The sequence below is a fragment of the Sporosarcina limicola genome (genome assembly GCF_014873855.1).
Classification (GTDB): domain Bacteria; phylum Bacillota; class Bacilli; order Bacillales_A; family Planococcaceae; genus Sporosarcina; species Sporosarcina limicola.
The window spans coordinates 50702-76435 of the sequence record NZ_JADBEL010000019.1 but is presented as its reverse complement, the minus strand read 5'-3'; the positions used below and the strand labels follow the sequence as shown (position 1 = coordinate 76435).

Genomic DNA, 25734 nt, shown 5'->3' with positions numbered 1-25734 from the left:
TGAAATCGCCTCACTTTAACTTATCAACAATATTTTTCAACTTGTCAATGTCTTGTTGGGATAGTTGTTTGTGGTTAATAAATGCGGAAAAAAACAATTCAGCTGAACCATCAAACATCTTATTAATGAGCTCGGTAGTTTCTTGTTCCTGCACCTGTTCCCTTGAAATCAAAGCCTTGCACGTATAGTTCGGTTCTACCCTTTCAATCGCTTCTTTCTCAATGCATTTCTTAATAACGGTGTAGGTTGTGTTTCGATTCCAACTCGTTTCTTCCTTTAAGATTTTGGCAAGCTGACCAGCAGTTAAATCACCCTCTCGCCACAACACCTCCATAACTTTTAACTCAGAGTCAAATAATTTAATTTCCATGATGTACATCCTCCTTAAATGACTATTGCAATAGTGTATAGTTAGACTATCATGATAGTCACTTGTTGTCAATGACTATCTCTATAGTTGTTTTTGGGGGTTTCCATTTCAGTGCCAGTGACTTATTTAATTGGGAAAGTTTAAATAATCATGTGTGCTTCAATTAACGTGAAATTGTGAGTGACATCGCTTATTGACAAATAATGAACGCATACCCTAGGCGTTTTGTTATAATAGAAAAGCCCAATGGATAGTTGGAGTAAAGTTGAACTAGTAGGGTAGAGGTGTTTTATGAAACATTTATTTGGTGGGTTGCAATGGGCGGTTTTTCTCATTGCGACATCGATTGCCGCTCCGATTGCAATTGCGCATGCGTTTGGGATGGATGTGACGGAGACGGCGTTATTTGTTCAACGGACGATTTTGGTCCTTGGTATTGCGTGTATGGTTCAGGCTTTCATTGGTCACCGCTTGCCAATTAATGAGGGGCCGGCAGGATTATGGTGGGGAATTTTCGTTGTGTATGCAGGGATGGTCGGTGTGATTTATCCAACGGCGAAGGATTCCTTGCAGGCGTTGCAAAGTGGGATGATGTACAGTGGTGTATTATTTATTCTACTTGCCGTTTTCGGTCTCGTCTCGAAAATGAAAAAATTATTTACCCCGGCTGTGACGTTCACGTATCTATTGTTGCTTGTTCTTCAATTGAGTGGAACATTCATTTCTGGAATGCTTGGCATTGAAGGAAAAGGAGATCCGATTGATGGTACAGTTGTATTTGGAAGTATTGCCGTTATTATCATTACGTTCATCACTATGAATCATAAAGTGACATGGGTTTCAAAGTATTCGGTCCTTTTATCAATCGGTCTAGGCTGGCTCATTTTTCTTTTATTGGGCAAAACGACGAGTTTTTCATCGCATTCTGAACGATTGATTGAATTACCGAAGTTGCTTGTTTACGGCAAGCCAATATGGGATAGCGGCATGTTTGTAACAGCGGTATTTATCACATTGTTGTTAATCGCCAACATGATGGCATCGATTCGAGTGATGGAGAATTTGTTTAAGAAAGGGTTCTCGATTTCAGCTCCTGATCGGGTGAAAGAGGGGTCAATTGCATCTGGGATCAACCATCTTTTTGCTGGGTTATTTTCCGCAATTGGGCCTGTCCCGATATCAGGCGCAGCTGGTTTTGTAAGTGCGACGAGGCTGGTGTCCATGATTCCGTTTGTTGTTGGTAGTATCATTATCGTAGCAATCACTTTTTTCCCGGATGTCATGTCTTTATTCGCAACACTTCCAGCACCTGTTGCATATGCAGTGACGTTCGCCATTTTCACAAAAATGGTTGAAATGGCGTTCAATGAATTGGCATCGGATCCGAATCAGTCGCAAGCATATAAAGTTGCCGCTTTTGGCTTGATGATTGGCGTTGGATTGATGTCTGTTCCAGCGGAAAGTATGGCTGGTTTGCCGAATGTACTGGTTGCAACATTATCGAACGGTTTGATAACCGGGACGATAATTGCGATTGTGATTGAGCAGTTTTTGTTGAAAAGGTACAAGGGCATAAGGCGATATTAATTACTCTATACTCTTGTACTTGAAAATTAGTGACAAGCCACTTGAAGTAAAGGAAATGGGTGGGCTGAGTCACGATGGTCCAGCTGGCGAATCTCTTGCGAATAAGGCATTCATACTCGTCAAAGATTGTACGTATGGTAAGCATGATCGGTTCGATAAGCTCAATAAACAAAAACAGTATTTCGTCATTTGCTTGGAAGCTACCATTGAAGTAAGTGATATTGACCGTATAAAATTCCGCTATTTTTCTAGGTTCTGAGATTTGGGTTTTGGGCATAGTGCAAATCATTGGGATTTCGAGATAGATGAAGGTGGACGGACGATCTTCAAAGCCTGCGAAAGCAAACCAAGCGGAACTTAAGTGATAAAAATGTAGGGCTTTAAATTTGATACATACGTAATGACTGCGTACTAAATGCTTTTTGGTGGACTAATTCTCTTTCTGGGAAGCTTTCTATTGGAAAAAAATTTCTTCATAATGAACCCCTATTGGAGTTCCCAAGGGCTCAAAAGTCTGGTATTAAGTTACGAATTTTTGCGTCAGTCATCTTAATTGAACCACGGGTATACCGTACGGTGGTGTGAGAGGTCGGGGGTTAATCGCGTTCCCTCCTTCGATGTGCGCCAGCATGGGCGTTTACAGCGTAGTCTATAGGATGTAAGTACCGAGTTGTGAAGGCAAAAGTGGCACTGATCACATGTTTGAAGTAACATGTGGTCAGTGCTTGACACCAAAAATCATGACTATTTTCTTTTTTAATGGCCTCTAAAGGGGCATATGGGTATTCGTTTATCTAATTAATTTTTTACTTCATATTATATTTTTCGAGCAAACTATTTCTACTTCTTTCATGATATGTTTTATCGATATTACCACTGTAGAAATTATGAAAAACAGGGACGTCATCTGGAATATGCACATGACCTGTTTCATCCACGGTAAAATCTTTTCCATCTACGGTTATTATTTCGCCCGCAGTATAACCGATTTCAAATAAATTTTCTTTGTTAAGCGCCCTTCTTGAAGCCTCCATATCATATTTAGGATGAACGATCCCGGTTTCAGTTAAATAAAATGTGTTTGGCTTTGCCCCTCCCTTGATTGTAAACCATCCTGGTTCAATACCAACACTTTTTAATATACTTAACGTCTCTGCCCCTGTATACTTCTCCCATGAACCGATTAAACCTGCTGGACTACCTGCTAAAGAAGAGAAAAAGCGTTCTATTCTTAATGACTTTTTATGCTCTTGGATGGATAATATAGTCTCTGTACCTAGTGCCTCACTAAGCTCTGAACTAGGTAATCCTACATATCCAGAGCTACCCCCTGATAAAAGAGTAGAAAAACCATTCATTTCAAATCGGTAATAAGAACCTTCTTGGATATCGAGTATATTACCGTTAGCTTTTAACTCCCTTATTGCGTTCCCTTTTAAGTGAGTAAGAGAATCTAAAACTTTCCGATTTGCATTTAATTGATGTGCGGATAAGGATAACTCAATAGTATCCTGAGATTTTATATTTTTGTTTAATAATCTTGCGTTATTGTAAGTGCTATTTTGCATTAAAACCCTATTGGAAAGTAGTTGATAAAGTCGATTTATTTTCATTTCAATTCACCCATTTGTATATATTTTTGTTGTTGTGGAAGTATTGGATATACATAAGAGAAGCCGATGTCAGGTGTTAAACTAAATGGCTTGGAACTATTTATAACAGTACCTTCTACGCTAAAATTCCAAGTGCTGTGAAATAATTTATTATTTTGAACAGGTATACTCGCATGCCATGTATACATAGCTGTGTTTGTCCATGAAGAATCTGAAGAAAGTTTGATTTTTCGGTATTGACTTATTGCGGAGTTTACAGTTACTCCCCCTAAACTAACTCTGTAAACAACAGCATTTTTAGGGACAGATAGTATATTTGTAAAATTGTAACTATCTTGAACAGATTTTATTGTAGGTGTTAAAGTTAAAGATTTCCACGCTTTATGATAATAAGTATCCAATGAATAATTAGGGCTTCCAATAGTAAACAGATAACCTTGTGTTATACCAATAGGATTAAATACTTTTACATAATAATCTCCGGAACTTGGTATATCGACTATATATGGATATGCTCCTGAAAACGAGGGGTCTTTCTGAAAATCCACACTCCTAATCCTGGTAAAATTAGAATCAAAAACATCAACAGTCATTCTCATACCCGTTGAACCGTTAATAGACAATACTGTTTCAGCGTTTGCTGGTAACGATACTTTGTACCAATCCTCATCAAGCTGACTCTCAAGACTACCAGCTACCACTTTTTGACTCGTATTGTTACCAATAAGCATTTGAGAAGGGTCATGATTATTTCTTTGAATAAGTTGAGCTTGTGCTGGTGTGTTGTTTGGTTCAACTTCATTGAGAATTTCCGCAGAAGCTTTTTCACCTAAAAACGGCCATGCGACTAAACACGTAAATAATAAAACACAAATTTTTTTCATTTCTAAACTCCCCTTTTGTTTTTTACCATCTCCTTTATTGTATCGGATTAAAATCAGAAAAGTTTACAAAAGAAAGGAAGAAAGAAAGAAAGTGGGAAAATTATTTACCCCAGCTGTGAGTTTAAAACACATATCTATTGTTGCTTGTCCTTCAATTGAGTGGAACATTCATTTCTGGAATGCTTGGCATCGAAGGAAAAGGAGATCCGATTGACGGTGCAGTTGTATTTGGAAGTATTGCCGTTATTATCATTACGTTCATCACGTTCATCACCATGAATTATAAAGTGACGTGGGTTTCAAAGTATTCGGTCCTTTTATCAATCGGTCTAGGGTGGCTCATTTTTCTTTTATTGGGCAAAACGACGAGTTTTTCATCGCATTCTGAACGATTGATTGAATTACCGAAGTTGCTTGTTTACGGCAAGCCAATATGGGATAGCGGCATGTTTGTAACAGCGGTATTTATCACATTGTTGTTAATCGCCAACATGATGGCATCGATTCGTGTGAAGCGACCAATTAAGAAAACAAGCGACTGATACCACTAGCGAAGCGACCAATTATGAAAACAAGCGACTGATACCGCTAGCGAAGCGACCAATTAAGAACTCAAGCGACAGATTCCACTAGCGAAGCGACCAATTAAGAACTCAAGCGACCAATTCCACTAGCGAAGCGACCAATTAAGAACTCAAGCGACCGATTCCATTAGCGAAGCGACCAATTAAGCAAACAAGCGACCAATTGCACTAGCGAAGCGACCAATTATGAAAACAAGCGACAGATTCCACCCTCGAAATCCCACACGATGTTTACACCAGAACCCACTCGGACATACTCTAGGAAACGAATTGTATATGTGAGGGGAAGCAAGTATGAACTTTTTCGAGAAATGGGTATCTAAATCTTTTAAAGAATCCTTTGAACGGGACTCGGAGCAACAGCAAATCGAACCCGAAATACCCCTACATACAAGCCTTCAAGATAATATTCGAGATATTAAAAAGACACTTGGAAACAGTACTGACATCGTAATTAGGGAAGTACGTATTGGGAAGTCGGGTGATCAGTTAATAGGAATCGTTTATACTGATGGCTTGGCGGATAAAAGTGCCATTACGGACTTCATAATGGAGACGTTGATGTTAAATATTAAAGGAACACGTCTGGATAAGAAAATCCAATCTTCAACAAACATACTCCAACTTCTTAAAGACTACGCCCTAACGATAGGTGATATCAAGGACGTTTCAGATTTTAAAACGCTATACAACTCGGTCTTATCTGGTGAGACGCTTATTCTGATAGACGGACATGCTGAAGGGCTTTTGGCAAGTACCAGAAGCTGGCAAGATCGTGGTGTGACAGAACCTTCAGCAGAATCTGTCGTTCGTGGTCCACGCGAATCGTTCTCAGAAACGATGCGCACGAACACCTCATTGATTCGGCGTAAAATAAAAGACCCGAATCTTTGGCTTGAAACGAGGCAAATTGGACGCGTTACCCAAACTGACGTTGCAATTATGTTTATAAAAGGGATTGCGAGCGACAAAATTGTCGATGAAGTTCGTGCACGTTTAGATCGGATTGATATCGATGGCATTTTGGAAAGTGGGTATATTGAGGAGCTAATCCAGGACGATACGTTTACGCCATTCCCGACGGTGTTCAATACAGAACGTCCGGATGTTGTCGCTGCGGAACTTCTGGAAGGAAAAGTTGCAATCCTTATAGATGGAACGCCTTTTGTTCTTGTTGTCCCGGCTTTGCTTATATCCTTCATTCATTCACCCGAGGATTATTATCAACGGGCAGATATTAGTAGCCTTGTGCGGATTCTTCGTTATATCGGTGCATTTATATCGTTACTTGGCCCTTCATTATATGTCGCGCTTACAACGTTTCACCCTCAAATGCTTCCCACAGCAATGTTAATAAGTATTGCTTCACAGCGTGAAGGTGTTCCGTTTCCCGCCTTCCTGGAAGCGATGTTAATGGAATTGGCATTTGAAATTTTACGGGAAGCTGGGCTCCGTATGCCAAGAACGATAGGCACTGCATTATCGGTCGTCGGCACACTGGTTATTGGGCAGGCGGCAGTGGAGGCGGGATTAGTGTCTGCTGTAATGGTTATTGTAGTTTCCTTAACAGCGATTAGTGGCTTTGTTTTCCCTTCCTATAGTATGTCTAGTACAATCCGTATGCTGCGCTTTCCCATGATTGGCCTGGCAGCCACATTCGGCTTATTTGGAATTATTGTTGGACTCATTGCACTAATCCTACATTTATGTAGTCTTCGGACGTTTGGAGTCCCGTATATGAGTCCATTTGCACCTCTTATACTAACCGACCAGAAAGATACAATTCTCCGATTTCCAAGATGGGCTTTACTATCCCGTCCACGTCTTATTAATGAGAAAAATATGATTCGCGTAGAAAATGAGCTTACTCAGAAATTGAAGCGTGGAGAGTAGGGTATAAAAGCATGAGCATTTGAAGGGAGTTTTTAATGTGAGACGAGTGATGGTGATTTCTTGCTTATTTATTGTCATAGTTCCACTTATATCTGGTTGCTGGAGCAAGCGGGAACTCAATGAACTTGCAATTGTCGTCGCTATTGGAATCGATAAAGTCGGAGAAGAATATGAAGTCACGGTTCAAGTGGTTGATCCGAGTGAGGTTTCTGCAAGTAAATCGAGTGGAGGGCGTACACCAGTTGTTATGTATCATGCAAAAGGAGAGTCAATGTTTGAGGCTATTCGGAAAATGACAACGGTTACCCCAAGGAAGCTCTATTTTGCTCATATTCGGATGATGATTTTAGGAGAAGAATTAGCAGTACAAGGAATTGGTCAGACATTGGATTTCTTTACAAGAGACCAGGAGTTACGAGCAGACTTTTACGTAGCCGTAGCAGATCAATCATCAGCAAAAGAAGTACTGAGTATCTTAACTCCGTTAGAAAAAATCCCAGCAAATAAAATGTTTAACTCGCTTAAATCTTCATCAGAATTTTGGGCACCGACTGTACCCACTCGATTTGATGAGCTACTCAAAGATCTTGAAAGTAAAGGAAGGAATACAGTTTTAACAACCATCCGTATTGAAGGAGACCCTAAACAGGGTACTGGTAAAGAGAATGCAGAGAAGATTAATAACTCCGTCCACTTGCGGTACTCTGATATCGCTGTCTTCAAAAACGAAAAAATGGTTGGCTTACTGAACGAAGAGGAGAGTAAGGGATATAACTATATTAGAAATAAAGTAAAAAGTACTGCGGGAATAATTGCATGCCCTAAAGGAGGGATAATAACTACAGAAGTGAAGGATTCTAAAACGAAAGTGAAAGGGAAAATGGCAAAAGGAAAGCCCCGTATTGATGTAACCATCCGAAGTGATACGTCCATAGCAGAAGTAGATTGCGACATTAACCTGCAAAAGACAGAAACAATTGCGGAGTTGGATAAAATAGCTAGCGAAAAACTCAAAGGAATTATTGAAAAATCGCTAGACACCATTCAACATAAATATAAAGTTGATATATTCGGATTCGGTGAAGCCATTCATCGTGCAGATCCCAAGGCTTGGTATAAGTTGGAGAAAGAATGGGAGGAAATTTTCCCCGAACTGGAAGTGAAACTGAAAGTAGATGTGAAGACTAAAGGCTTAGGTACGGTTATGAACAGCTTGCCAAAAAAACAGAAGGAGTAAGTCATATGTGGATGAGCGTGCTAATAGTAGTCGTGGTCGTTGTGATGTTCACAGCCGAAGCTATCCCTCTTTTAAAGAAAGGAAATATAAAGGAATTTCGAGTGTTCTCGGTTCTCCTCTTGTTTGGAACTAGCTTGAGTATTGCACTTAGTTTAAAAGTAGCTATACCCAGCCCAATTGATTGGATTGAATTTATTTATAAACCACTTACCGATTGGTTGCAAACGACTTTAAAATAAGAAAGTGGTAAAGGCCTGTTCAGAGACGAAAGGCATAAGTTGGCGTAGTCTTTGCGACATCGTGTCGCAAAGACTACATGACCAAGCGGCATTCTTTGCCGCACAGCAGGGCAGGCTTATGACCCAAGTCTCTAGGAGCTGGAGTCTTGACAGCTAATACGTTTATAAAATAAGAAAGTACATCAGCTTGATAGAGGTAGGTATTCAATGGAAACCATTAAAATAAGCGTTCGCCAATTCACAATCTTAGTTATTTTATTTTCGGTAGGCTCATCCATGTTAATAATTCCGGGAATTATAGCTAAGGAAGCCAAACAGGATGCGTGGATTGCTGCTATTCTCGGTGTAGGTGTCGCTCTATTACTAGTGAAGTTATACAACGTCGTAGGAAGTATCGAACCCAATATGACTCTTATTGAAATAATTGAAAAGGTGCTTGGTAAATGGGTTGGAAAGATTGTGACGATTGCTTTTCTTTTCTTTACACTTGTCACATCAGGAGAATTTCTCTATTTTGTTGGTAACTTTATGAGTACTGAAATTATGCCAGAAACACCAATTTTAGCTTTCAACATTTTATTTGCTATCGTCGTCATTATTGGAGTACGTTACGGATTAGAAACGTTTGCCCGTTCAGCAGAAATTATATTTCCTTGGTTTATTGTTCTATTCGTACTATTTATCATCCTCATTTCTCCAAATGTCGAGATTCAAAACATTCAACCTGTATTAGAAATAAAAACAAAACCAATGCTACACAGCGTATTGCTCTTTATAAGTGTCTTTTCACTTTCTCCAATAGTTCTATTAATGATTTTCCCCATCGCTGTGAATGACGCACAACAAGCTCAAAAAGCTTTTTTCAAAGGAACATTCATTGCTGGAATCATTTTGGTTATCATAATCACGCTAACGATTGTAGTTTTAGGTACGGAGGCAACTGCACATCTAATGTACCCCAGCTATGCTTTAGCAAAAAGAATCGAAATTGGTAACTTTCTACAGCGCATAGAAGTAATTATGGCATCCATGTGGATTATCACAATTTTCTTTAAGCTTATCATATATTTCTATGCGTCTGTCGTAGGTTTTGCACAGCTAGTCAACATAAAAGATTACAGACCACTTACATTGCCTTTGGGGATGATTATAGTTGTACTTTCCATCATTGTACATCCTAATATTGTTGAATCAATACAATACAATAATGGTTCTTGGATACCTTTTGGTGCTACATTTGGTCTGTTACTTCCTTTGGTACTGTTAATCGTAGCAAAAGTTCGTAAAAGGACTTAGTGTTGCGTGGCTATGTTCTACAACAATTCCGGTTCTTTCGAGAAACCGGGATTTTTTGCGTGTTATTATTTACTAGTGGGGGAAAATACAAAGCGAAAGTTTGTTTCGTGATATAATAGAGAGCAATTACAATAATTTGAGGGTCATACACCGTTCATTTATTCGTGTAATAGCGAAGGGGAGACATAGATGTTTTTAGAATCAAATAATAAAGTCCGAAGAGAGCTATTCAAGGCGATTGAAGGATTAACGGATGAACAGTTCAACAAAATACCCTCAAGTGGAGGATGGTCTCCAAAACAAATTTTCGAGCACTTAGTCTGTATGGAAACAGCGATTGCTGCCAATATTGCCAAAGAATTAAAAAATCCTGATAGCCCGAAAGTAATGAAGAAACCAATCATACTATCTACGAATCGTATCATAAAAGTGGAAGCGCCGAAATATACTGCACCAACGAATGACTATAAATCAAAGGATGAGATGAAACAGGAACTCCATAATTCACGTCTCTTTTTATTGGATATATTTGAATCAAGCACAAAGGATGTATTCCGTGAAAAATCATTCAAGCATCCGATTTTCGGAAGAATTCCATTGGTCCAATGGTTTTTATTTGTTGGATTGCATGAGAAGCGTCACTTAAAACAATTGAGACAAACAATTGAAATGGAGTAGCTTATCGTTTAAGAATTCTTTCATATAACCATTGTAAATGGCTAAGTAGAGGGCTTCTTAAATTAGATTTGGTTTTATTTCAAGTGGGTCTGACTTTGCCATTATGATTATACGACAAAAAAGGTTCATTTCTCTTGGTTGAGAGGAATGAACCCTTTTTTAATATGAATTTTTACGGATTTGTTGACCATAAACCCGCAGATTTAACGAGGATACGTGGGTGAAGTTTTAACTGTGCTACCATTACTTCTGCAAGATCTTCTGGTTGCATTACTTTGTCAGGGTTACCATCTGTAAGATTTTCATCGAAAGCCAAATCTGTTGCCACTGTGCTTGGTGTCAATGCACTTACGCGGATGTTATGCTTTCTAACTTCAAGCATAAGAGATTCAGTAAGGCCAAGAACACCAAATTTCGAAGCGCTGTATGCACTTGTAACAGGTGCACCTTTTTGACCAGCAGTAGAGGAGATGTTAATGATGTCACCAGCACGTCTTTCAATCATTTCGGGTAGAACAGCTCTTGTGACATAGTAAACGCCCATCAAGTTGACATCGATAATATTTTTGAATTCCTCGGGCGTCAGTTCGAGGAATTTCCCGAATTTACCAATCCCCGCATTGTTGATGAGAATATCGATTGGGCCGAGTTCTGATTTGATGTGAGTAACTGCAGCAATTACGGATTCATTGTCTGATACATCAGCGACAGCCATTGACACGTTAACGCCGTATTCTTCGAGTTCTTTTGTCACTTTTTCAAGGTTTGCAGAAGTTCTTCCGATAAGCCCTAAGTGAATTCCTTCTTTAGCGAAAGCAATTGCTGTCGCCCGTCCGATACCACGAGCGGCCCCTGTAATTATTGCCGTTTTGCCTGTTATGCTTTGCATTATATAGAACCCCTTTTTAGTTTAATTGGTAAGCGTCATTTACTTTTATATCCAAATTATCACTACATATTCTAGTATATCACACTCAATAGTATGACCTTAAACAAGTGACTTATTCTAAGCGTTTACCTGGAGACTAGGTAGTAGATTGAAAATTTACAAACGTACATTCTAGATGATATAGTAACTATTGAAATAGAAACATACGAGGAGGTTCATTATGAAAAAAATAAATGAGGTAGTATTAAAACGGAATAAAGCTGAATACATTGAATCTCTAAAGGGATTTGAATTACCAAAAGAACAAGAACAATTTACCGCATTGCCAACCGAAATGCTGGAAACGACTCATGAACGCTATCCGATTGTCATCGTGAGTGAAGATGAACCAGTGGGCTTTTTTGTATTGCATTCGGGCGTCAGAGTAAAAGAATATACAGATAATCCAAGGGCTATGTTGTTAACCGCACTTTCAATAAACCATTCTCAGCAAGGAAAAGGATATGCAAAGAAGGGGATGGAGCTACTAAATGGATTTGTACATCAGGAATTTCCTGAATGTAACGAGATTGTTTTGGCGGTAAATAATAAGAATATCCCAGCACAAAAGTTGTATGAAAAAGTCGGATATAAGGATACCGCTAGAAGAAAAATCGGGAAATTGGGAGAGCAAATGATTTTTATTTTGTCTGTTTAAGGTGACAACTAGGTAGGATAGAGGGGGATATAAATGTTTATAAGCGAAGAAATTTTACATAGAAAAGGCGCTAGTAAGGCAATCAATATTCCAAAGGAAGTACTTGTTTTACTCAATCGAGGAGAAATTGAAAGTGTTAATTTAACTGAATGGTTAGCCGTCAACCATATTTTTTTGTTGAGAAACGTTTTACCAACGCTAGATTTTGATCATGAATCTGAATTTATTGTAGCTGAAATGGAACAACAAAGTGTTGAGACTGGGATGAAAGCTATTCGATTGATAGGGTCCCTACTAAATAATGTACTGCTTGAAAAAAGTACAAGTGAAAAAGAAGACTTCATTAGAAAATGTTCAATTCATATTTCTGATAGTGTTCGGTGTTGGGCAGCTTTTATGAATAATAATCCCCATGACGCATTAAAAGACAAACTAGATTATATTCGACCATTTGCTGCTGACTCCCATTTTGGTGTTCGCGAAATTTCTTGGATGTCGATTAGGGAGGACCTTGCTAAAGATATAGATTCAAGTGTGAAATGGTTAGTAGAGTGGGCAAAAAGTGATGATGAGAATATTCGTAGATTTTCTGTAGAATCGATTCGTCCTCGAGGCGTATGGTGTAAGCATATTGAAATTCTAAAACAAGAACCTCAAAAGGTACTCCCTATTTTGAATTTGTTGAAATCAGACCCGTCTAAATATGTTCAGGATTCGGTAGGAAATTGGTTAAATGATGCAAGTAAAACTCAACCAGAATGGGTGCTTACCCTTTGCGAACAATGGGAAAAAGATTCTGTATCAAAGGCAACGGATAAGATTATTAAGAAAGCAAAAAGAACGATTGTGAAGGGTTCTATGTGAGTAATGAGATATTAGTTCATACTTTCTTTTTTTAGAGTAACATGAAGACTCTGATAATAAAAGTTGACCACAAAGGTTCAATCCACCTTTCAAATGAAGCGTTTGTGAATTTTTGTCCATACTGGGATCCTTTATTTAGATTTGTATAGACATTTATCTGTACAGTCCATTATAAAGGATTTTTTCTTTGGATTTCTCAGGTGAATAAATAGAACACCGGTGCCACTTGACATAACAAAGTGGTTCACTTTATATTAGTAGTTAATAGAATAACGTCTAAGGAGATGTGCTATGGAATCTAAAATTCATCTTGCACTCGAACAATTAGGCTTCTCAATTTATGAGTGTAAAGCTTACATTGGGTTATTGAAACACTCACCCATTACAGGGTATGAAGTGAGCAAACGTACAGGTGTGCCTCGATCTATGATATATGAAGTTTTGGGAAAGCTTTTAGACAAAGGCGCAATCTATACAGTACCTTCTGAACCAGTGAAATATTCTCCTTTGAATGCAGCCGACTTAATTGATCGGATGAAGAAAAGCTTTGATCAATCCTTTGATTTTCTGAAAAAAGAACTAACAACACTCGAATCCGAGCAAGAAATAGACACAATATGGCGAATTAAATCAGATAAATTTGTTCTTGAGGAAATGAATGAACTTATTCTAAAGGCAACTAATGAGGTCTGGCTCTCTATTTGGGAACCTCAAACTACTGCACTTGAACCAAGTATTCTTCAAAAAGAAAAAGAGGGTATTACATTCTTTTCGTTATTGTTTGGTGCTTCTGATAAAAAGTATGGACATACGTATCACCACAATTATATGCCTCCGGAAGTTGTCAGTGAACGGATAGGTGGACACTTAAGTATTGTCGCGAGAGATCATGAAGAAGTCATAATTGCTAATTTTTTGAATAAAGGTGCTGCATGGGCGGTAAAAACAAAAGACCCAGCTCTCGTTCTTGTTGCCATAGAGTATATTCGACATGACATTATGATTGAAGAAATTACACAGGAATATGGTGCTGAAAAGTTAGATTATCTGTGGAGAAACAGACAAGACTTAACAGCGATTGTAAGTGGTAAACGGTAAACGGTTCAATACACTTGGACCGTTTCACTTAGGTTTTTTTCGTAGTAGTTATAAAAATAACTACTAATAACTATTTAATGTATGGGAGGATGAAACATGTCTAGAGAAATCGTACACACCTTCGAGACGAATTTAGCATGGCAAGGAGTGAAAGACTGCTTGCCTACAGTATTTGGCTATTTAGGGATAGGCTTTGCAGCGGGGGTTGTTCAAACCGCAGCAGGCATGAACATAGTTGAAGTTGCACTCATATCCATGCTTCTTTATGCGGGATCTGCACAATTTGTCGTGGCCAGTATGATGGTAGCAGGAGCTCCAGTTTTTTCTATTGTTATGGCGATTTTCATAGTTAATCTTCGCTATTTCTTATTGAGTGCTTCACTTGCTCCCCACTTTAAACACTTTTCGATAGGGAAGAATGCACTCAACGGGTTCTTACTGACTGATGAAACATACGGAATTATCGCTAATCGCCTCACAAAAAAAACGCCATTTCAATTCAATTGGTTAATAGGATTGAACCTAACAGCGTATGTCAACTGGATTTTTGCGAATCTTGCCGGTGCCTATTTTGGAAACTGGATAGAAAACCCAAAGACTTTCGGGTTAGACTTTGCTTTATCGGCTATGTTTATAGGTCTAATTGTCTTACAATTACTTAGTCGCAAGAGATGGTCAACTGATTTGATTGTAGCGACTGTAGCTATTTGTATCACTTTAATAACAAGCCTATTTTTAGCCAGTGGGGGAATAAATATTGTTTTGGCTACACTTATAGCGGCGACTGTAGGGATGGTGATTGAAAAATGGAAATAAATACAACGCTTCTACTTGTCATTTTATTGGGTGCTCTTGTGACGTTTATTCCAAGAAGTCTTCCATTATTAGTTTTAAGTAAAATGAATATTCCTGAGCCTATTGTGAAATGGTTAGAACATATCCCGGTAGCCGTGATGGCTGCATTATTCATTCAAGAAATCGCCGTTCCAAATGACGAATTTGGATACGTAGTCGGAAATTTAAGATTATTAGCGGCATTGCCAACATTATTGGTGGCATTCATTACTAAAAGCCTCTTATTCACGGTTCTTATCGGGGTTGTAACAATGACTTTGTTGCGTTATTTTATTCCGCATTAACGGGGAAACTGACTAGAAGCAGCAGGGTAGGCGAAGGCAATCTAAATGCGAGACCTTTGTATCACATCGACTCCAAGACTAGCTTCTTGCTAGTCTTGGCTATGTCGTGTCATTAGTACATGCTATACGTCAAAGGATCCCCTGCATCAAGGATTCCGAAAAGTATAAGTAGGGAATCAATTGTCTGTAAAAGCTGGAACAGCCAAACTTTTATTTAAAGGCACTAACTATATAAGTTAAATTTAAGTTTTATACTTTTATTAATTCTACATATACTTGTTTGACGCGTTTTTTTCAACTATTCAAGTATAAATGGGCCGATGATCTTTCGTTCAACTTATATAATCTGATTTTATAGTGTTTTTATAGTGTTTTTATAGTGTTTCTATAATTACTTTAAGTCAGCATTCCATGCAGTTAAAAGGTTTGTTGACTTCAATCGTTTTCTAACGACTATACCAGCCCATGATGCAACACTAGCTTTAACAAGACCGAAAAGAATGAATGGTGTAAATCCGCCTGCAAATGCGGCAGTCCATGGTAAATCCGCAATGAATTTCAACCAAATTGTTCCGAATGTTAACGCTATAAACATTCCAATGATATTGGCGATGATTGCATTTTTAATTGTGAAACTTGTTTTCTCAAGGAAATAGCCAATAACAAATGCAGATGGAAGGAAACCGAATAAAAATCCACCAGTAGGTCCAAAGAGGCTACCTAAACCACCTGACATATTTGCAAAGACAGGGATTCCAACTGCACCCATACAAAGGTAAATCAATACGGATAATGTTCCATACCTAGATCCTAAAATGGTTGCTGCTAGCCCAATTGCTAGTGTCTGTCCAGTGAATGGTACAAGTGGTGTTGGAAAAGTAAGCTGTGCCAACACACCGATAATGGCTGCGAATAGCGCGGATACAATCATCATACGTAATTTATAACTTGATTCTGTCATTAGTTCTTCATCTCCTGATTCTATGTTAACTAAAAATAAATAATTGATAACTCATTTATTATATAGTAAACTAATCAAGTCCGTCAACACGTTTTTAACTTCATTCAGCAGGCATTTACAGGTAGTAAGACACGACTGATTGCAAGCTTACTTTTTTGCTGTTGTTATACCAGGGATTATTCTCTCTAATCAACTAGTCGGTAACATATTTTTTATGAGCTATCCAAAAGTTTGTGATAATCATTGTGAATCCAATCATCACAAATGTCATTAATACACTCCAAATAACATCCGTGTTTACTGTGCCGATCATCAGCATCTCTAGGGCGTAATTACTCATACTTGCTGGATTTATAAAGTCGATGGCCACGCTCAAACCTACAATAATTCTACTGAAAAATAGGAATGCAATGGATAGGAGCGCAATGACAGCTGGACTATTGAAAATCGTACTGATCATAGTTGTAAACGACACCATAAACAAAACCCATAGTAGATAGAATAGCAAAGCGACAATCATATTTATAACGGCAACATTGGAAAATAAGTAATTCACATAGAGATAGGAAGTTAAATAGCCTAGCGATACGCTACCCGCAAGGAGTATATAATTGGAAACTATTTTTCCGCTAATATATGAACGAACCGTTACAGGTCTTGTCAAAATAAAGGCCAGCATTCCATTTGCTTTGTCAGTCTGTACGACCGCCATCATGGAAATGACAATGATCATAATCCCTAACTGATCAAATTGTGAAACCAGTGTACTTGCGAGTACTTCCGCGCCTTGTTGGACCGGCATAGTGGGGTCGATTGTGATTCCCTGTCCTCCACCGACCATTTTTAATATCGTTGGTAAATAGTAGCTAACGATTGGTTGAGTAATCCCCAAAAATACAAACACGAGAGGTAACCAAAAAACTTTTAGGTCGCGCGCCATTTGAATGAATTCTTTTTTTACTAACACGGTAAAATTCCTCACTTTTCCACCACCAATTTCAAGAAAATATCTTCCAAAGAGCCGCTCTTTATTTCAAATTTAACTAAATCAACATGATGCTCCAGCACACTTTCTAGCAGTTTTTTCTTGTTCAACTGGACATTTTCAACTTCTATTTCAACTTTATTTCCTAGAACCTCCACGTTTTTCACGAAATTAAACTCTTTTACAGCTTTTATCCATTGCTCATTTTTAGAAGCAACTTCAACACTTATTTTCTTTACGTCATTTCGAGATAGCAAATCCATAATCGTCGCATCTTCAATTTTCTCTCCGTTTTTAATAATGATAAATCGATCACATATTTCTTCAGCGTCACCTAATAGATGTGTTGAAAATAAAATCGTTGTTTCTTTCTTTATGTCATTAATGAGATTCAGCACTTCTCTTCGACCAATTGGATCCAGTGCAGATACGGGTTCATCCATTAGCAGTAAAGAGGGCTTGTGCAATAATGCTTGGGCAATCCCTAATCGCTGCTTCATGCCACCTGAAAACGATCCGACTTTCGAGTCCGCGTCTTTACTTAGCCCTACTCGTGATAATATTTTTGGAATCGCCTTCGTTAAATGATCTTTGGATAGGCCTGATAGTTCCCCCATAAAACGAAGTGTTTCCTGGGCAGACATCCACTGATAAAAGTTGGGGTATTGCGGTAGGTATCCAATTTCTTTTTTCATTTTCATAATCTTTTTCCCATCAATGACTATTTCTCCATCACTTGGGTCAATGATATCTGCAATCATTTTTAGAAGTGTTGATTTACCCGCACCGTTTGGCCCTATTAATCCCACACATTCGCCTGATTGCATCGCCATTGAAAAGTTTTTCACCGCTATTTTCCCCTTAAACTCTTTTGTGACAGTCTTAACCTCTAATTTCATACTCTTTTATTCTCCTTTCTTCCCACAACAAAATATAGAATCGGGCCAAGCGTATTTGCAAAAAGTATAATCAGTGTCCACATTAAAACGTTGTTTCTCTGCTTTCTATTTCTATACAAATCGATTAATGCAACAAGAACTAACAGCATACCTACAACAAGTACCGGCAAAATGATTGGTAACAACGCCATAAAGTCAATGTCTTTCAGATCACTCAGCTCATAATGCAATTGCATATTCATCATCTCCTTAGAAGTACTATACCTTATTACAATTTCGTTATCAATAGTGATAACGAAATTCTTTATACATTGCATTGAACCACTCTGTTATCTATAATGATATTATTCTCAATACATATAATGAAGGGGGAGTAACTTTGGCGAATAAAGCAGAAGTATTAATGCACCCGGTAAGAATGAAGATTTCACAGGTGTTAATGAGGAACAAAGAATTCGGTTTAACGCCATTAGAAATGGTGAAAATCATTGAAGATGTACCTCAAGCTACACTTTATAGACATATACAAATTTTATTGGAAGCCGGAATCATTCGAATTAGTAAAGAAAAGAAAGTGAGATCCGTTTCTGAAAAATACTATGTGCTAAATGAAGAGGAAATGAAGCTTAGTTCAGATGAATGGAAAGAATACTCCACGAAAGAGAAACTAGGTTACATTTCTTTTTATCAATTATCGCTCTTCACGCAATATCAAAACTATCTCACAAAACTAGAAACACAAGCGTGTACAGAAGATAAGGCCACTTTTTCACTTGGAGATTTAAAGCTTGATGATAATGATTTTGAAAAGTTTCAAAATGAACTAAAAGACTTACTCATGAAATACTACACGAACACGGCTAAAATTGATGAAGCGGATACACATTATCGAACGGTTGCTATAACAATCATTCCAGAATCTTAACCACGTGAATCAAAGATAATACCTACTTATAGTGTGAAACAAGTCCGTATGAATTTGCGAATATTCTTATACCATATGACATCCCATTGAGCACAATCATTATTCCGCTACTAATAAACAGACTAGAAAGAACCATTGGACAACAGACATGGGGAGAGTGGAACGAATGACGCTAATATGAAGGGAAGTTAACGTAAGAACGATTTCCGAATAATTGATGATGATAAAAAATAGTAACGTATTTACGCTTCGTTTGAATTGAATAATTGTATATGCACAAGTTAATAATGTAATATGAATGTAAAGCATACGCATTGTAGAAAAGGGAGTGAAGTAAATGGCTGTCGACGTTTATCTTAATTTTAATGGGAATTGCCGTGAAGCAGTAGCGTTTTACGCACAGGTTTTTGAAACGGAGCAACCCCAAATTATGACCTTTGGGGAGACGCCGCCTAATCCGGAATATCCTCTACCCGAGGAAGCAAAAAATTTAGTGATGCACACACGACTCAACATTAGTGGTAGTAACGTCATGTTTTCAGACGTGTTTCCGGGTATGCCTTTTACGCTAGGGAATAATATTAGCCTTGCGATTGTGAGTAAGGATTTGAATGAAATTAAAGCTGCGTTTAACAAATTAAAAGAAGGCGGTACGGTAGTTATGGACCTTCAAGAGACATTCTGGAGCAAATGCTACGGTCAACTAACGGATAAGTTCGGCATCCAATGGCAGCTCAACTATGACAGTGGAGATATGAAGCTGTGATTTTGCAAAGAACTAAAATTTGAAATCGTGTTAAACTGTTTCATAAAGGAAGGATGCAGTTCAATCCTTCCCTGAGGACATCTATCCTGTATACCGATGTTGGTTTTATGGCTTTACATCGTATTAGGTAGGGTGTCTTTTTTGTGTGTTTCTTTTGGAAATAACTAACTGCTATCTAACTTTTCTCATAACTAAGAAAAAACAAGTTGACCTACCCTTAAATATTAGATAAACTAACAACACGTCACCAAGTCATCAGATGACCTGTAGAGTTTGGATAATGATATATAATGTAAGCGCTTTAGTTAGTGAAAGCGAGCCTATGTTTAACTTAAGGGGGATATAAAATGCTGTTATTGATTGCACTAAGCGCTATTATCGCACCATTTGTCTTTTTAGTAATTCTAAGATTCTCTGCACGTAAAGGGATGTTTTTTAGTGCAGTTATTGTCATTACACTGGCATTCTTTGTATGGGGGATGGAACAGACCGTTGTTTTGGCTTCTGTTTTTGAGGGAATGCATAAAGCATTGACGATTCTATTAATCCTATTTGGTGCCATTCTTTTACTAAATACGTTACGTCATACGGGTGCAGTCGATCGCATCAACCAGGGATTTCGTGGTATCTCGGGGGATATGCGCGTACAAGTTGTACTTGTTGCCTTTTTATTCGGTGCTTTAATTGAAGGAGCGGCAGGGTTTGGTACGCCTGCTGCTGTTACGGGACCGCTAATGATTGCATTGGGATTTAACCCGATGGCGGCAGCAGCTTTGGCCTTGGTAGCGGATAGTTCACCTGTTTCTTTCGGAGCAGTAGGGACTCCGGTACAAGTTGGTTTGAGTAATATTCCAGGTGCTGATTTAGAATTTTATAAAAATATCGCTGTAAAGATTACACAGATTGATTTGTTACCTGGGACTTTTGTGCCGTTCATATTAGTCGTTATATTAACGGTGTTTTTCGGAAAGAAAAAAGGGTTCAAAAGTGCTTGGGAACTATTTCCGTGGACATTCTTCGTGGGTATTACCTATACATTGTCTGCCCTATTGTACGCCTCATTATTCGGGCCTGAATTTGTATCGATTTTGGCATCATTAACAGGGTTGGTTGTTGCGACACTGACTGCGAAAAAAGGGTTTTTATTGCCGAAAAAGGAATGGACAGATGCTTTGCAGGATGATTTTAAGGTGGAAACAGAAAAATCGACTATGGGATTGCTAACTGCATGGTCGCCTTATTTGGTAGTAGTAGGTTTGCTACTTATTACGCGAATCATGCCATCTGTAAAAGAATTTACGCAGACTGCAGTTGATTGGTCATGGACTAACATTTTTGGTGTAGAAGGCATCACGTCAAAATGGCCAGTTTTATATTCACCAGGTACGATACTGATTTTAGCTGCGATTCTTGCAGTCTTTATACAGCGCAAATCATTTTCAAACTTTACCAAAGCCTCTAAAGAATCACTTGTTGCTATACAGGGAGCGGGTTTAGCGTTACTTTCGACATTAGCTTTAGTACAGGTCTTCACCCATTCGGGAATGAATATGAATGATCTAATCAGTATGCCACAGTATATTGCCGAGTCATTGGCAGCTACTTTCGGTTCCATGTGGATTTTTGCAGCACCGTTTCTTGGTGAACTTGGAGCTTTCATAACAGGAAGTGCGACTGTTTCTACATTGACGTTTTCTCCTATCCAATTTAATATTGCAAATCAAACCGGTATAAATACGGAAGTTGTATTGGCTTTACAGGTTATTGGAGCGGCTGCTGGCAACATGATTTGTGTTCATAATGTTGTTGCTGCATCGGCAGTTGTCGGTTTATCCGGAAAAGAAGGAGATATTATCCGCAAAACGATAGGTCCAGCTATTTTATATGGCCTCTTAACTGGTATTGGTGGATATATTGTAATCGCCCTACTATAGGAGGGAAACGGCTGCCTCGCCGTTCTGCTTTCCAATTGCGTCTATTTCCAGTAAACTGAATGGTAGGGTTAGTATATTGGAGGAATAGGATTTGGAATATAAACCGATTCGAACGAGAAAGATATATGAAGAGGTAACGGATTCATTACTGAATCTGATAAAGACTGGACGATTGAAGCCAGGCGATAAATTAGACTCAGTTGAGCAGCTTGCAAAAAACTTCGATGTTAGCCGCTCGGCAGTTCGTGAAGCACTTAGTGGACTACGGGCGATGGGTTTATTGGAAATGAAGCACGGTGAAGGAACCTACATCACTCATTTTGATGCTTCAAACTTTTTACTTCCAGTTGCTGCTGCTTTGGTGATGGAACGTGATGATGTCAAAGAACTATCGCAAGTGCGAAAGATATTGGAAGTGGGTGCGGCAGGATTAGCTGCAATAAGTCATTCAGAAGAAGATTTACTACCGATGGAGCAGGCATTACAAGCAATGCGAGACGCAAATGGTGAAGGTGAACTTGGAGAAAAGGCAGATTTAGAATTCCATCTAGCAATTGCTAATGCGACGCATAATCAAATGCTGATCAATTTAATGGGTAGTGTGTCTGATATAATGGTGGAAGCTATGAGGGAAGCTCGGAAACTAATCTTCCATTCAGAAAAGGGACATGCCAATTTATTAAAAGAGCATCAGTTGATTTTTGATGCGATTAAGGGAAAGCAATTTAATGAGGCGCAAAATTGTATGTTCAATCATTTAGTTGAAGTAGAAAATATAGTATTTAACTTCATTCAGCAGAAGTCTCCCACTTAAAAAAGTAGTAAGATGAATACGATGAGTGTAGACAATTCAGTGGGGATTCGAAGCCCTGCTGAATAAAGTTAAAGCCTCCGGCGGATGCCGCGGATTTTGAAAGGAGTCAATTGAGTAAGCTCAATTCAAAATCCGGGCACAAATACGCCGAGGCATATTTGATTCATTTAGATTAGCTGGGTGTTTTCTTCTGAAGTCTCCTAAAGTGCATTTTTCTATAGTAGTCATCAGATGACCTGTTCTATCAAACTTTGGAGGTGCTAGAGTTGAAAGTTTCATTATTTATTACTTGTATGTGCGATATTTTTGCTTCGAATGTTGGAAAAGACACTGTAGAAATTTTAGAAAGAGTTGGTTGCGAAGTTGATTTCCCAGAACAACAGACTTGTTGTGGGCAACCTGCTTATAACAGTGGCTATTTAGAGGAATCAAAAAAAGCAATGAAACAAATGATGAAGGCATTCAAAGATTCGGAATATGTTGTGGGTCCTTCTGGGTCCTGTGTAGGGATGTTAAGAGAATATCCAAAAATATTTGCAGGGGACCCGAAATGGGAAGAAGAAGCTAATAAGCTCGCTGCAAAAACATTTGAAATCACACAATTTCTTGTTGATGTTATGGGAGTTGTCGATGTTGGTTCCTCCTTTACTGGCAAAATTACGTACCACCCATCCTGCCATATGACACGTGTCTTGGGCGTGAAGGAAGCACCGTTAAAACTGCTAGAAAATGTGAAAGGTGTCGAGTTAATCAAGCTTCCAATCGGTGAAGATTGTTGTGGTTTTGGTGGTACATTCGCTGTGAAAAGTCCAGTTATTTCCGGGGAAATGGTCATGGAGAAGTCGCGGCATGTTACAGAGACTGGTGCAGAATACTTAGTGGGCGGAGACATGGCCTGTCTGATGAATATTGGTGGACGGATGACAAGAGAAGGTAAAAACATAAAAGTGGCACATATTACGGAAATTTTAAATCAACATTAATCGGGCAGGGGGAATAGCAAATGAGTTTAAAAATTAGTAGTGGTTCATTTGAAAACCGTGTTCAAAGAGGCGTTGAAAATGATTTCATGCGCCAGGCGGTGTCTTCTGCACAAGGTCGCTTTAAAAGTGGCCGTTTAAATGCTGCTGCTGAACTTGGTAATTGGGAAGACTGGCGCACATTAGGGGAAGAAATCCGGACACACACACTAGAAAATATCGATTACTATTTGCAACAATTAAGCGAACAAGTATTCAAACGTGGCGGACATGTCTTTTTTGCTGAAACAGCTGAAGAGGCGAATGAGTATATTAAAGACGTCATCAAAAAGAAAAATGGAAAAAAAGTAGTGAAGTCTAAATCGATGGTCACTGAAGAAATCGGTTTAAACAAAGCACTACAAGAAGCCGGTGTAGAAGTTGTTGAAACGGATCTTGGGGAATGGATTTTACAATTAGATGATGATGTTCCTTCCCATATCGTGACACCTGCACTTCATAAAAATAAAGAACAAATTCGTGAAACATTTGCTGAGAAAAAAGGCTATGATAAGTCCGATAAACCAGAAGAACTTGCTTTATTTGCACGTGAGCAATTGCGTAAGGATTTTTTATCCGCTGATATCGGTATTACGGGTTGTAATTTCGCGATAGCGGAGTCTGGTGCAGTAACCCTTGTTACGAATGAAGGGAATGCTCGACTCGTTACTTCTTTGCCTGATACACAAATCACTGTGATGGGTATGGAACGGATTGTACCCACTTGGGAAGAAATGGAGGTTCTTGTTAGTCTCCTGACACGTGCAGCAGTCGGACAAAAACTGACAAGTTATATCACCGCTATTACGGGTACACGATTAGAAGGCGAAGTTGACGGTCCCGAGGAATATCATTTGGTAGTTGTTGATAATGGACGTTCTAAAATTTTGGGAACTGAATTCCAATCTGCTTTGCATTGTATCCGCTGTGCGGCATGCATTAACGTTTGTCCGGTTTATCGGCATGTTGGTGGACATGCGTACGGATCTATTTACCCGGGTCCAATTGGCGCAGTTATTACTCCGTTGCTTGATGGATATGAAGATCATAAAGAGCTTCCGTATGCATCAACATTATGTGCTGCTTGTACAGAAGCGTGTCCGGTGAAAATACCATTACATGAATTATTGATACGTCATCGGCAGATTATTGTAGAGGAAAACAAGACCTCTAAAATAGAAAAACTTGCGATGAAGGGATTTGCGAAATGGGCCTCTACACCTGCGGCTTATAAAATCAGTGCGAAGATGGCCCGCCCTGCATTAAAGCCATGGACGAAGGATGAAACGATTAAGAACGGACCTGGACCTATGAAAGGCTGGACGGATATACGTGATTTTCCGGCCCCTAGTCGACAAGGTTTCCGTGATTGGTTTAAGGATAGGGATAAAGGAGGAGATGCGTAATGGTTATTCAAAAGCAAGAAGCATTTTTGGATAAATTAGCAGCGACTCTAGGTCGAGAGCGTCGGACAGAAGGCGTTGAGCGTCCGATATGGAGCGTAAGTCCCCAATTGGAAGTGTATCAAGGGTTTGATCAGGATGATTTGGTGGATGTGCTCGAAAAGCAATGTGCAATCATCCATACTGATTTTAGACGGACAGATAAAGCGGGTCTGGCAAACGTTTTGAAAGAAGTAATCATTGGATATGAAGGGAAGTCTATCATCGTTGCCAAAGATCCACGTAATAAGGATTATGGCTTAGATGGTTTTTATGAAAAGTTGCAGCAAGTTGGTCGAGAAGTCCATGAATGGGATGCGACTAAAGGAAAAGAAAATCAAGTTTTTGCTGAACGTGCCGATATTGGCATAAACTTTAGTGACATGACACTTGCAGAATCAGCAACGATTACGCTATTCAACAACAAAGATAATGGACGCTCAATCAGTTTGCTACCTAGAACATGGATTGCAATCATCCCGAAAAGTACGCTTGTACCACGTATGACTCAGGTAGCTAAACATATTCATGAAGCAACTCAACAGGGACATGCTGTATCCTCATGTGTAAGTTTTATATCTGGCCCAAGTAATAGTGCAGATATTGAAATGAATCTAATTGTAGGCGTCCATGGACCGATTAAAGTTACCTACATTGTTGTTGACTGAAAGGGAGTTGGGCAGCCCTGAAATACGTTTGGAATTACCAAGTGCTTCCGACAAAGTTTTAATTTTGCCGGAAGCTACAAAGAAAAACAGCTCCCTATCAATTGATAGGGAGCTGTTTTGTATATTATACTATAGTTATTCATACGTTCAACTTATATAGATATGTAAAAATTAAGATTGGACTAACGTTCCAACCAAATATAAAGCAAATGTAATGAGTAGGCCTTTTCCAGGGTTAAATAATTTAAATAGC

The 25734-nt window shown here is 38.7% G+C and carries 28 protein-coding genes; 20 read left to right on the top strand and 8 right to left on the bottom strand.

The genetic code is table 11. From position 1 onward, the window contains the following. Positions 1-10: 10 nt before the first annotated feature. Positions 11-370, bottom strand: coding sequence for a BlaI/MecI/CopY family transcriptional regulator (locus H4683_RS15170; RefSeq protein ID WP_192599675.1), 360 nt, complete (start codon positions 368-370; stop codon positions 11-13). A 291-nt stretch (positions 371-661) separates the two neighbouring features. On the opposite strand from H4683_RS15170, the gene H4683_RS15165 reads away from it, so the two are divergent. Then, a complete protein-coding gene (locus tag H4683_RS15165; RefSeq protein WP_192599674.1) occupies positions 662-1957 on the top strand; it encodes a purine/pyrimidine permease in 1296 nt (431 codons plus the stop codon). Between the two features lie 55 nt (positions 1958-2012). Next, positions 2013-2216 carry a hypothetical protein gene (locus H4683_RS15160; protein WP_192599673.1) on the top strand — a complete coding sequence of 68 codons (204 nt, stop codon included), beginning with the start codon at positions 2013-2015 and terminating at the stop codon, positions 2214-2216. Between the two features lie 547 nt (positions 2217-2763). Here H4683_RS15160 and H4683_RS15155 read toward each other — a convergent pair. Together H4683_RS15155 and H4683_RS15150 are read right to left on the bottom strand one after the other, a co-directional pair. After that, the gene (locus H4683_RS15155; protein WP_192599672.1) at positions 2764-3570 is read right to left on the bottom strand and encodes a hypothetical protein; all 807 of its coding nucleotides are present in this window, start codon (positions 3568-3570) and stop codon (positions 2764-2766) included. Then, complete coding sequence (locus tag H4683_RS15150) at positions 3567-4454, bottom strand: PPC domain-containing protein (RefSeq protein WP_192599671.1); 888 nt, start codon at positions 4452-4454, stop codon at positions 3567-3569. Before H4683_RS15150 ends, H4683_RS15155 begins: the two co-directional genes overlap by 4 nt. 137 nt (positions 4455-4591) lie before the next feature. Between H4683_RS15150 and H4683_RS15145 the strand changes: the two genes are divergently transcribed. The 6 genes from H4683_RS15145 (at position 4592) to H4683_RS15120 (ending at position 10381) form a co-directional block, all read left to right on the top strand. Continuing rightward, positions 4592-4996, top strand: a complete 405-nt coding sequence (locus H4683_RS15145; protein WP_225942119.1) for a purine/pyrimidine permease — start codon at positions 4592-4594, stop codon at positions 4994-4996. A gap of 336 nt (positions 4997-5332) precedes the next feature. Then, entirely contained in the window at positions 5333-6931 is a 1599-nt protein-coding gene (locus H4683_RS15140) for a spore germination protein (protein ID WP_192599669.1), read from the top strand. Positions 6932-6968: 37 nt separating this feature from the next. Next, positions 6969-8168 (top strand): Ger(x)C family spore germination protein, encoded by a 1200-nt coding sequence (locus H4683_RS15135; RefSeq protein ID WP_338062480.1) that lies wholly within the window; start codon positions 6969-6971, stop codon positions 8166-8168. A gap of 5 nt (positions 8169-8173) precedes the next feature. Then, a complete protein-coding gene (locus H4683_RS15130; RefSeq protein WP_192599668.1) occupies positions 8174-8407 on the top strand; it encodes a hypothetical protein in 234 nt (77 codons plus the stop codon). A gap of 207 nt (positions 8408-8614) precedes the next feature. Beyond that, positions 8615-9703 carry a GerAB/ArcD/ProY family transporter gene (locus H4683_RS15125; RefSeq protein ID WP_192599667.1) on the top strand — a complete coding sequence of 363 codons (1089 nt, stop codon included), beginning with the start codon at positions 8615-8617 and terminating at the stop codon, positions 9701-9703. Between the two features lie 189 nt (positions 9704-9892). Beyond that, a complete protein-coding gene (locus H4683_RS15120; protein WP_192599666.1) occupies positions 9893-10381 on the top strand; it encodes a DinB family protein in 489 nt (162 codons plus the stop codon). A gap of 172 nt (positions 10382-10553) precedes the next feature. Here H4683_RS15120 and H4683_RS15115 read toward each other — a convergent pair whose 3' ends face one another. After that, positions 10554-11270, bottom strand: coding sequence for a 3-ketoacyl-ACP reductase (locus H4683_RS15115; protein WP_192599665.1), 717 nt, complete (start codon positions 11268-11270; stop codon positions 10554-10556). Positions 11271-11490: 220 nt separating this feature from the next. Here H4683_RS15115 and H4683_RS15110 point away from each other — a divergent pair, with 220 nt between their 5' ends. The 5 genes from H4683_RS15110 to H4683_RS15090 all read left to right on the top strand — a co-directional run bounded on the left by H4683_RS15110 (position 11491) and on the right by H4683_RS15090 (position 15068). After that, positions 11491-11967, top strand: coding sequence for a GNAT family N-acetyltransferase (locus tag H4683_RS15110; protein WP_192599664.1), 477 nt, complete (start codon positions 11491-11493; stop codon positions 11965-11967). A 33-nt stretch (positions 11968-12000) separates the two neighbouring features. Next, entirely contained in the window at positions 12001-12831 is an 831-nt protein-coding gene (locus H4683_RS15105; protein WP_192599663.1) for a DNA alkylation repair protein, read from the top strand. Between the two features lie 291 nt (positions 12832-13122). Next, complete coding sequence (locus H4683_RS15100) at positions 13123-13929, top strand: TrmB family transcriptional regulator (protein WP_192599662.1); 807 nt, start codon at positions 13123-13125, stop codon at positions 13927-13929. Positions 13930-14025: 96 nt separating this feature from the next. Continuing rightward, on the top strand, positions 14026-14745 hold the full coding sequence (locus H4683_RS15095; protein ID WP_192599661.1) for an AzlC family ABC transporter permease: 720 nt from the start codon (positions 14026-14028) through the stop codon (positions 14743-14745). Continuing rightward, complete coding sequence (locus H4683_RS15090) at positions 14736-15068, top strand: AzlD domain-containing protein (RefSeq protein ID WP_192599660.1); 333 nt, start codon at positions 14736-14738, stop codon at positions 15066-15068. Before H4683_RS15095 ends, H4683_RS15090 begins: the two co-directional genes overlap by 10 nt. 391 nt (positions 15069-15459) lie before the next feature. Here the strand turns inward: H4683_RS15090 and H4683_RS15085 are convergent, their stop codons facing one another. The 4 genes from H4683_RS15085 to H4683_RS15070 all read right to left on the bottom strand — a co-directional run bounded on the left by H4683_RS15085 (position 15460) and on the right by H4683_RS15070 (position 18149). Further along, positions 15460-16029: a biotin transporter BioY gene (locus H4683_RS15085; protein ID WP_192599659.1), complete on the bottom strand. Its 570-nt coding sequence runs from the start codon at positions 16027-16029 to the stop codon at positions 15460-15462. Between the two features lie 193 nt (positions 16030-16222). Beyond that, entirely contained in the window at positions 16223-17011 is a 789-nt protein-coding gene (locus H4683_RS15080) for an ABC transporter permease subunit (protein WP_192599658.1), read from the bottom strand. After that, on the bottom strand, positions 17008-17913 hold the full coding sequence (locus H4683_RS15075; RefSeq protein ID WP_192599657.1) for an ABC transporter ATP-binding protein: 906 nt from the start codon (positions 17911-17913) through the stop codon (positions 17008-17010). Before H4683_RS15075 ends, H4683_RS15080 begins: the two co-directional genes overlap by 4 nt. After that, positions 17910-18149: a PLD nuclease N-terminal domain-containing protein gene (locus tag H4683_RS15070; RefSeq protein WP_192599656.1), complete on the bottom strand. Its 240-nt coding sequence runs from the start codon at positions 18147-18149 to the stop codon at positions 17910-17912. The genes H4683_RS15075 and H4683_RS15070 overlap by 4 nt, the downstream gene beginning before the upstream one ends. 143 nt (positions 18150-18292) lie before the next feature. Between H4683_RS15070 and H4683_RS15065 the strand changes: the two genes are divergently transcribed. The 7 genes from H4683_RS15065 (at position 18293) to H4683_RS15035 (ending at position 25481) form a co-directional block, all read left to right on the top strand. Beyond that, positions 18293-18838 carry a helix-turn-helix domain-containing protein gene (locus H4683_RS15065; RefSeq protein ID WP_192599655.1) on the top strand — a complete coding sequence of 182 codons (546 nt, stop codon included), beginning with the start codon at positions 18293-18295 and terminating at the stop codon, positions 18836-18838. A 337-nt stretch (positions 18839-19175) separates the two neighbouring features. Continuing rightward, on the top strand, positions 19176-19604 hold the full coding sequence (locus tag H4683_RS15060; protein WP_192599654.1) for a VOC family protein: 429 nt from the start codon (positions 19176-19178) through the stop codon (positions 19602-19604). A gap of 347 nt (positions 19605-19951) precedes the next feature. Further along, positions 19952-21538 (top strand): L-lactate permease, encoded by a 1587-nt coding sequence (locus H4683_RS15055; RefSeq protein ID WP_192599653.1) that lies wholly within the window; start codon positions 19952-19954, stop codon positions 21536-21538. Between the two features lie 91 nt (positions 21539-21629). Next, the gene (locus tag H4683_RS15050; protein WP_192599652.1) at positions 21630-22352 is read left to right on the top strand and encodes a FadR/GntR family transcriptional regulator; all 723 of its coding nucleotides are present in this window, start codon (positions 21630-21632) and stop codon (positions 22350-22352) included. Between the two features lie 266 nt (positions 22353-22618). Continuing rightward, on the top strand, positions 22619-23335 hold the full coding sequence (locus H4683_RS15045; protein WP_192599651.1) for a (Fe-S)-binding protein: 717 nt from the start codon (positions 22619-22621) through the stop codon (positions 23333-23335). Between the two features lie 20 nt (positions 23336-23355). Further along, the gene (locus tag H4683_RS15040) at positions 23356-24777 is read left to right on the top strand and encodes a LutB/LldF family L-lactate oxidation iron-sulfur protein (protein ID WP_192599650.1); all 1422 of its coding nucleotides are present in this window, start codon (positions 23356-23358) and stop codon (positions 24775-24777) included. Next, a complete protein-coding gene (locus H4683_RS15035; protein ID WP_192599649.1) occupies positions 24777-25481 on the top strand; it encodes a LutC/YkgG family protein in 705 nt (234 codons plus the stop codon). Before H4683_RS15040 ends, H4683_RS15035 begins: the two co-directional genes overlap by 1 nt. Positions 25482-25734 lie beyond the last annotated feature (253 nt).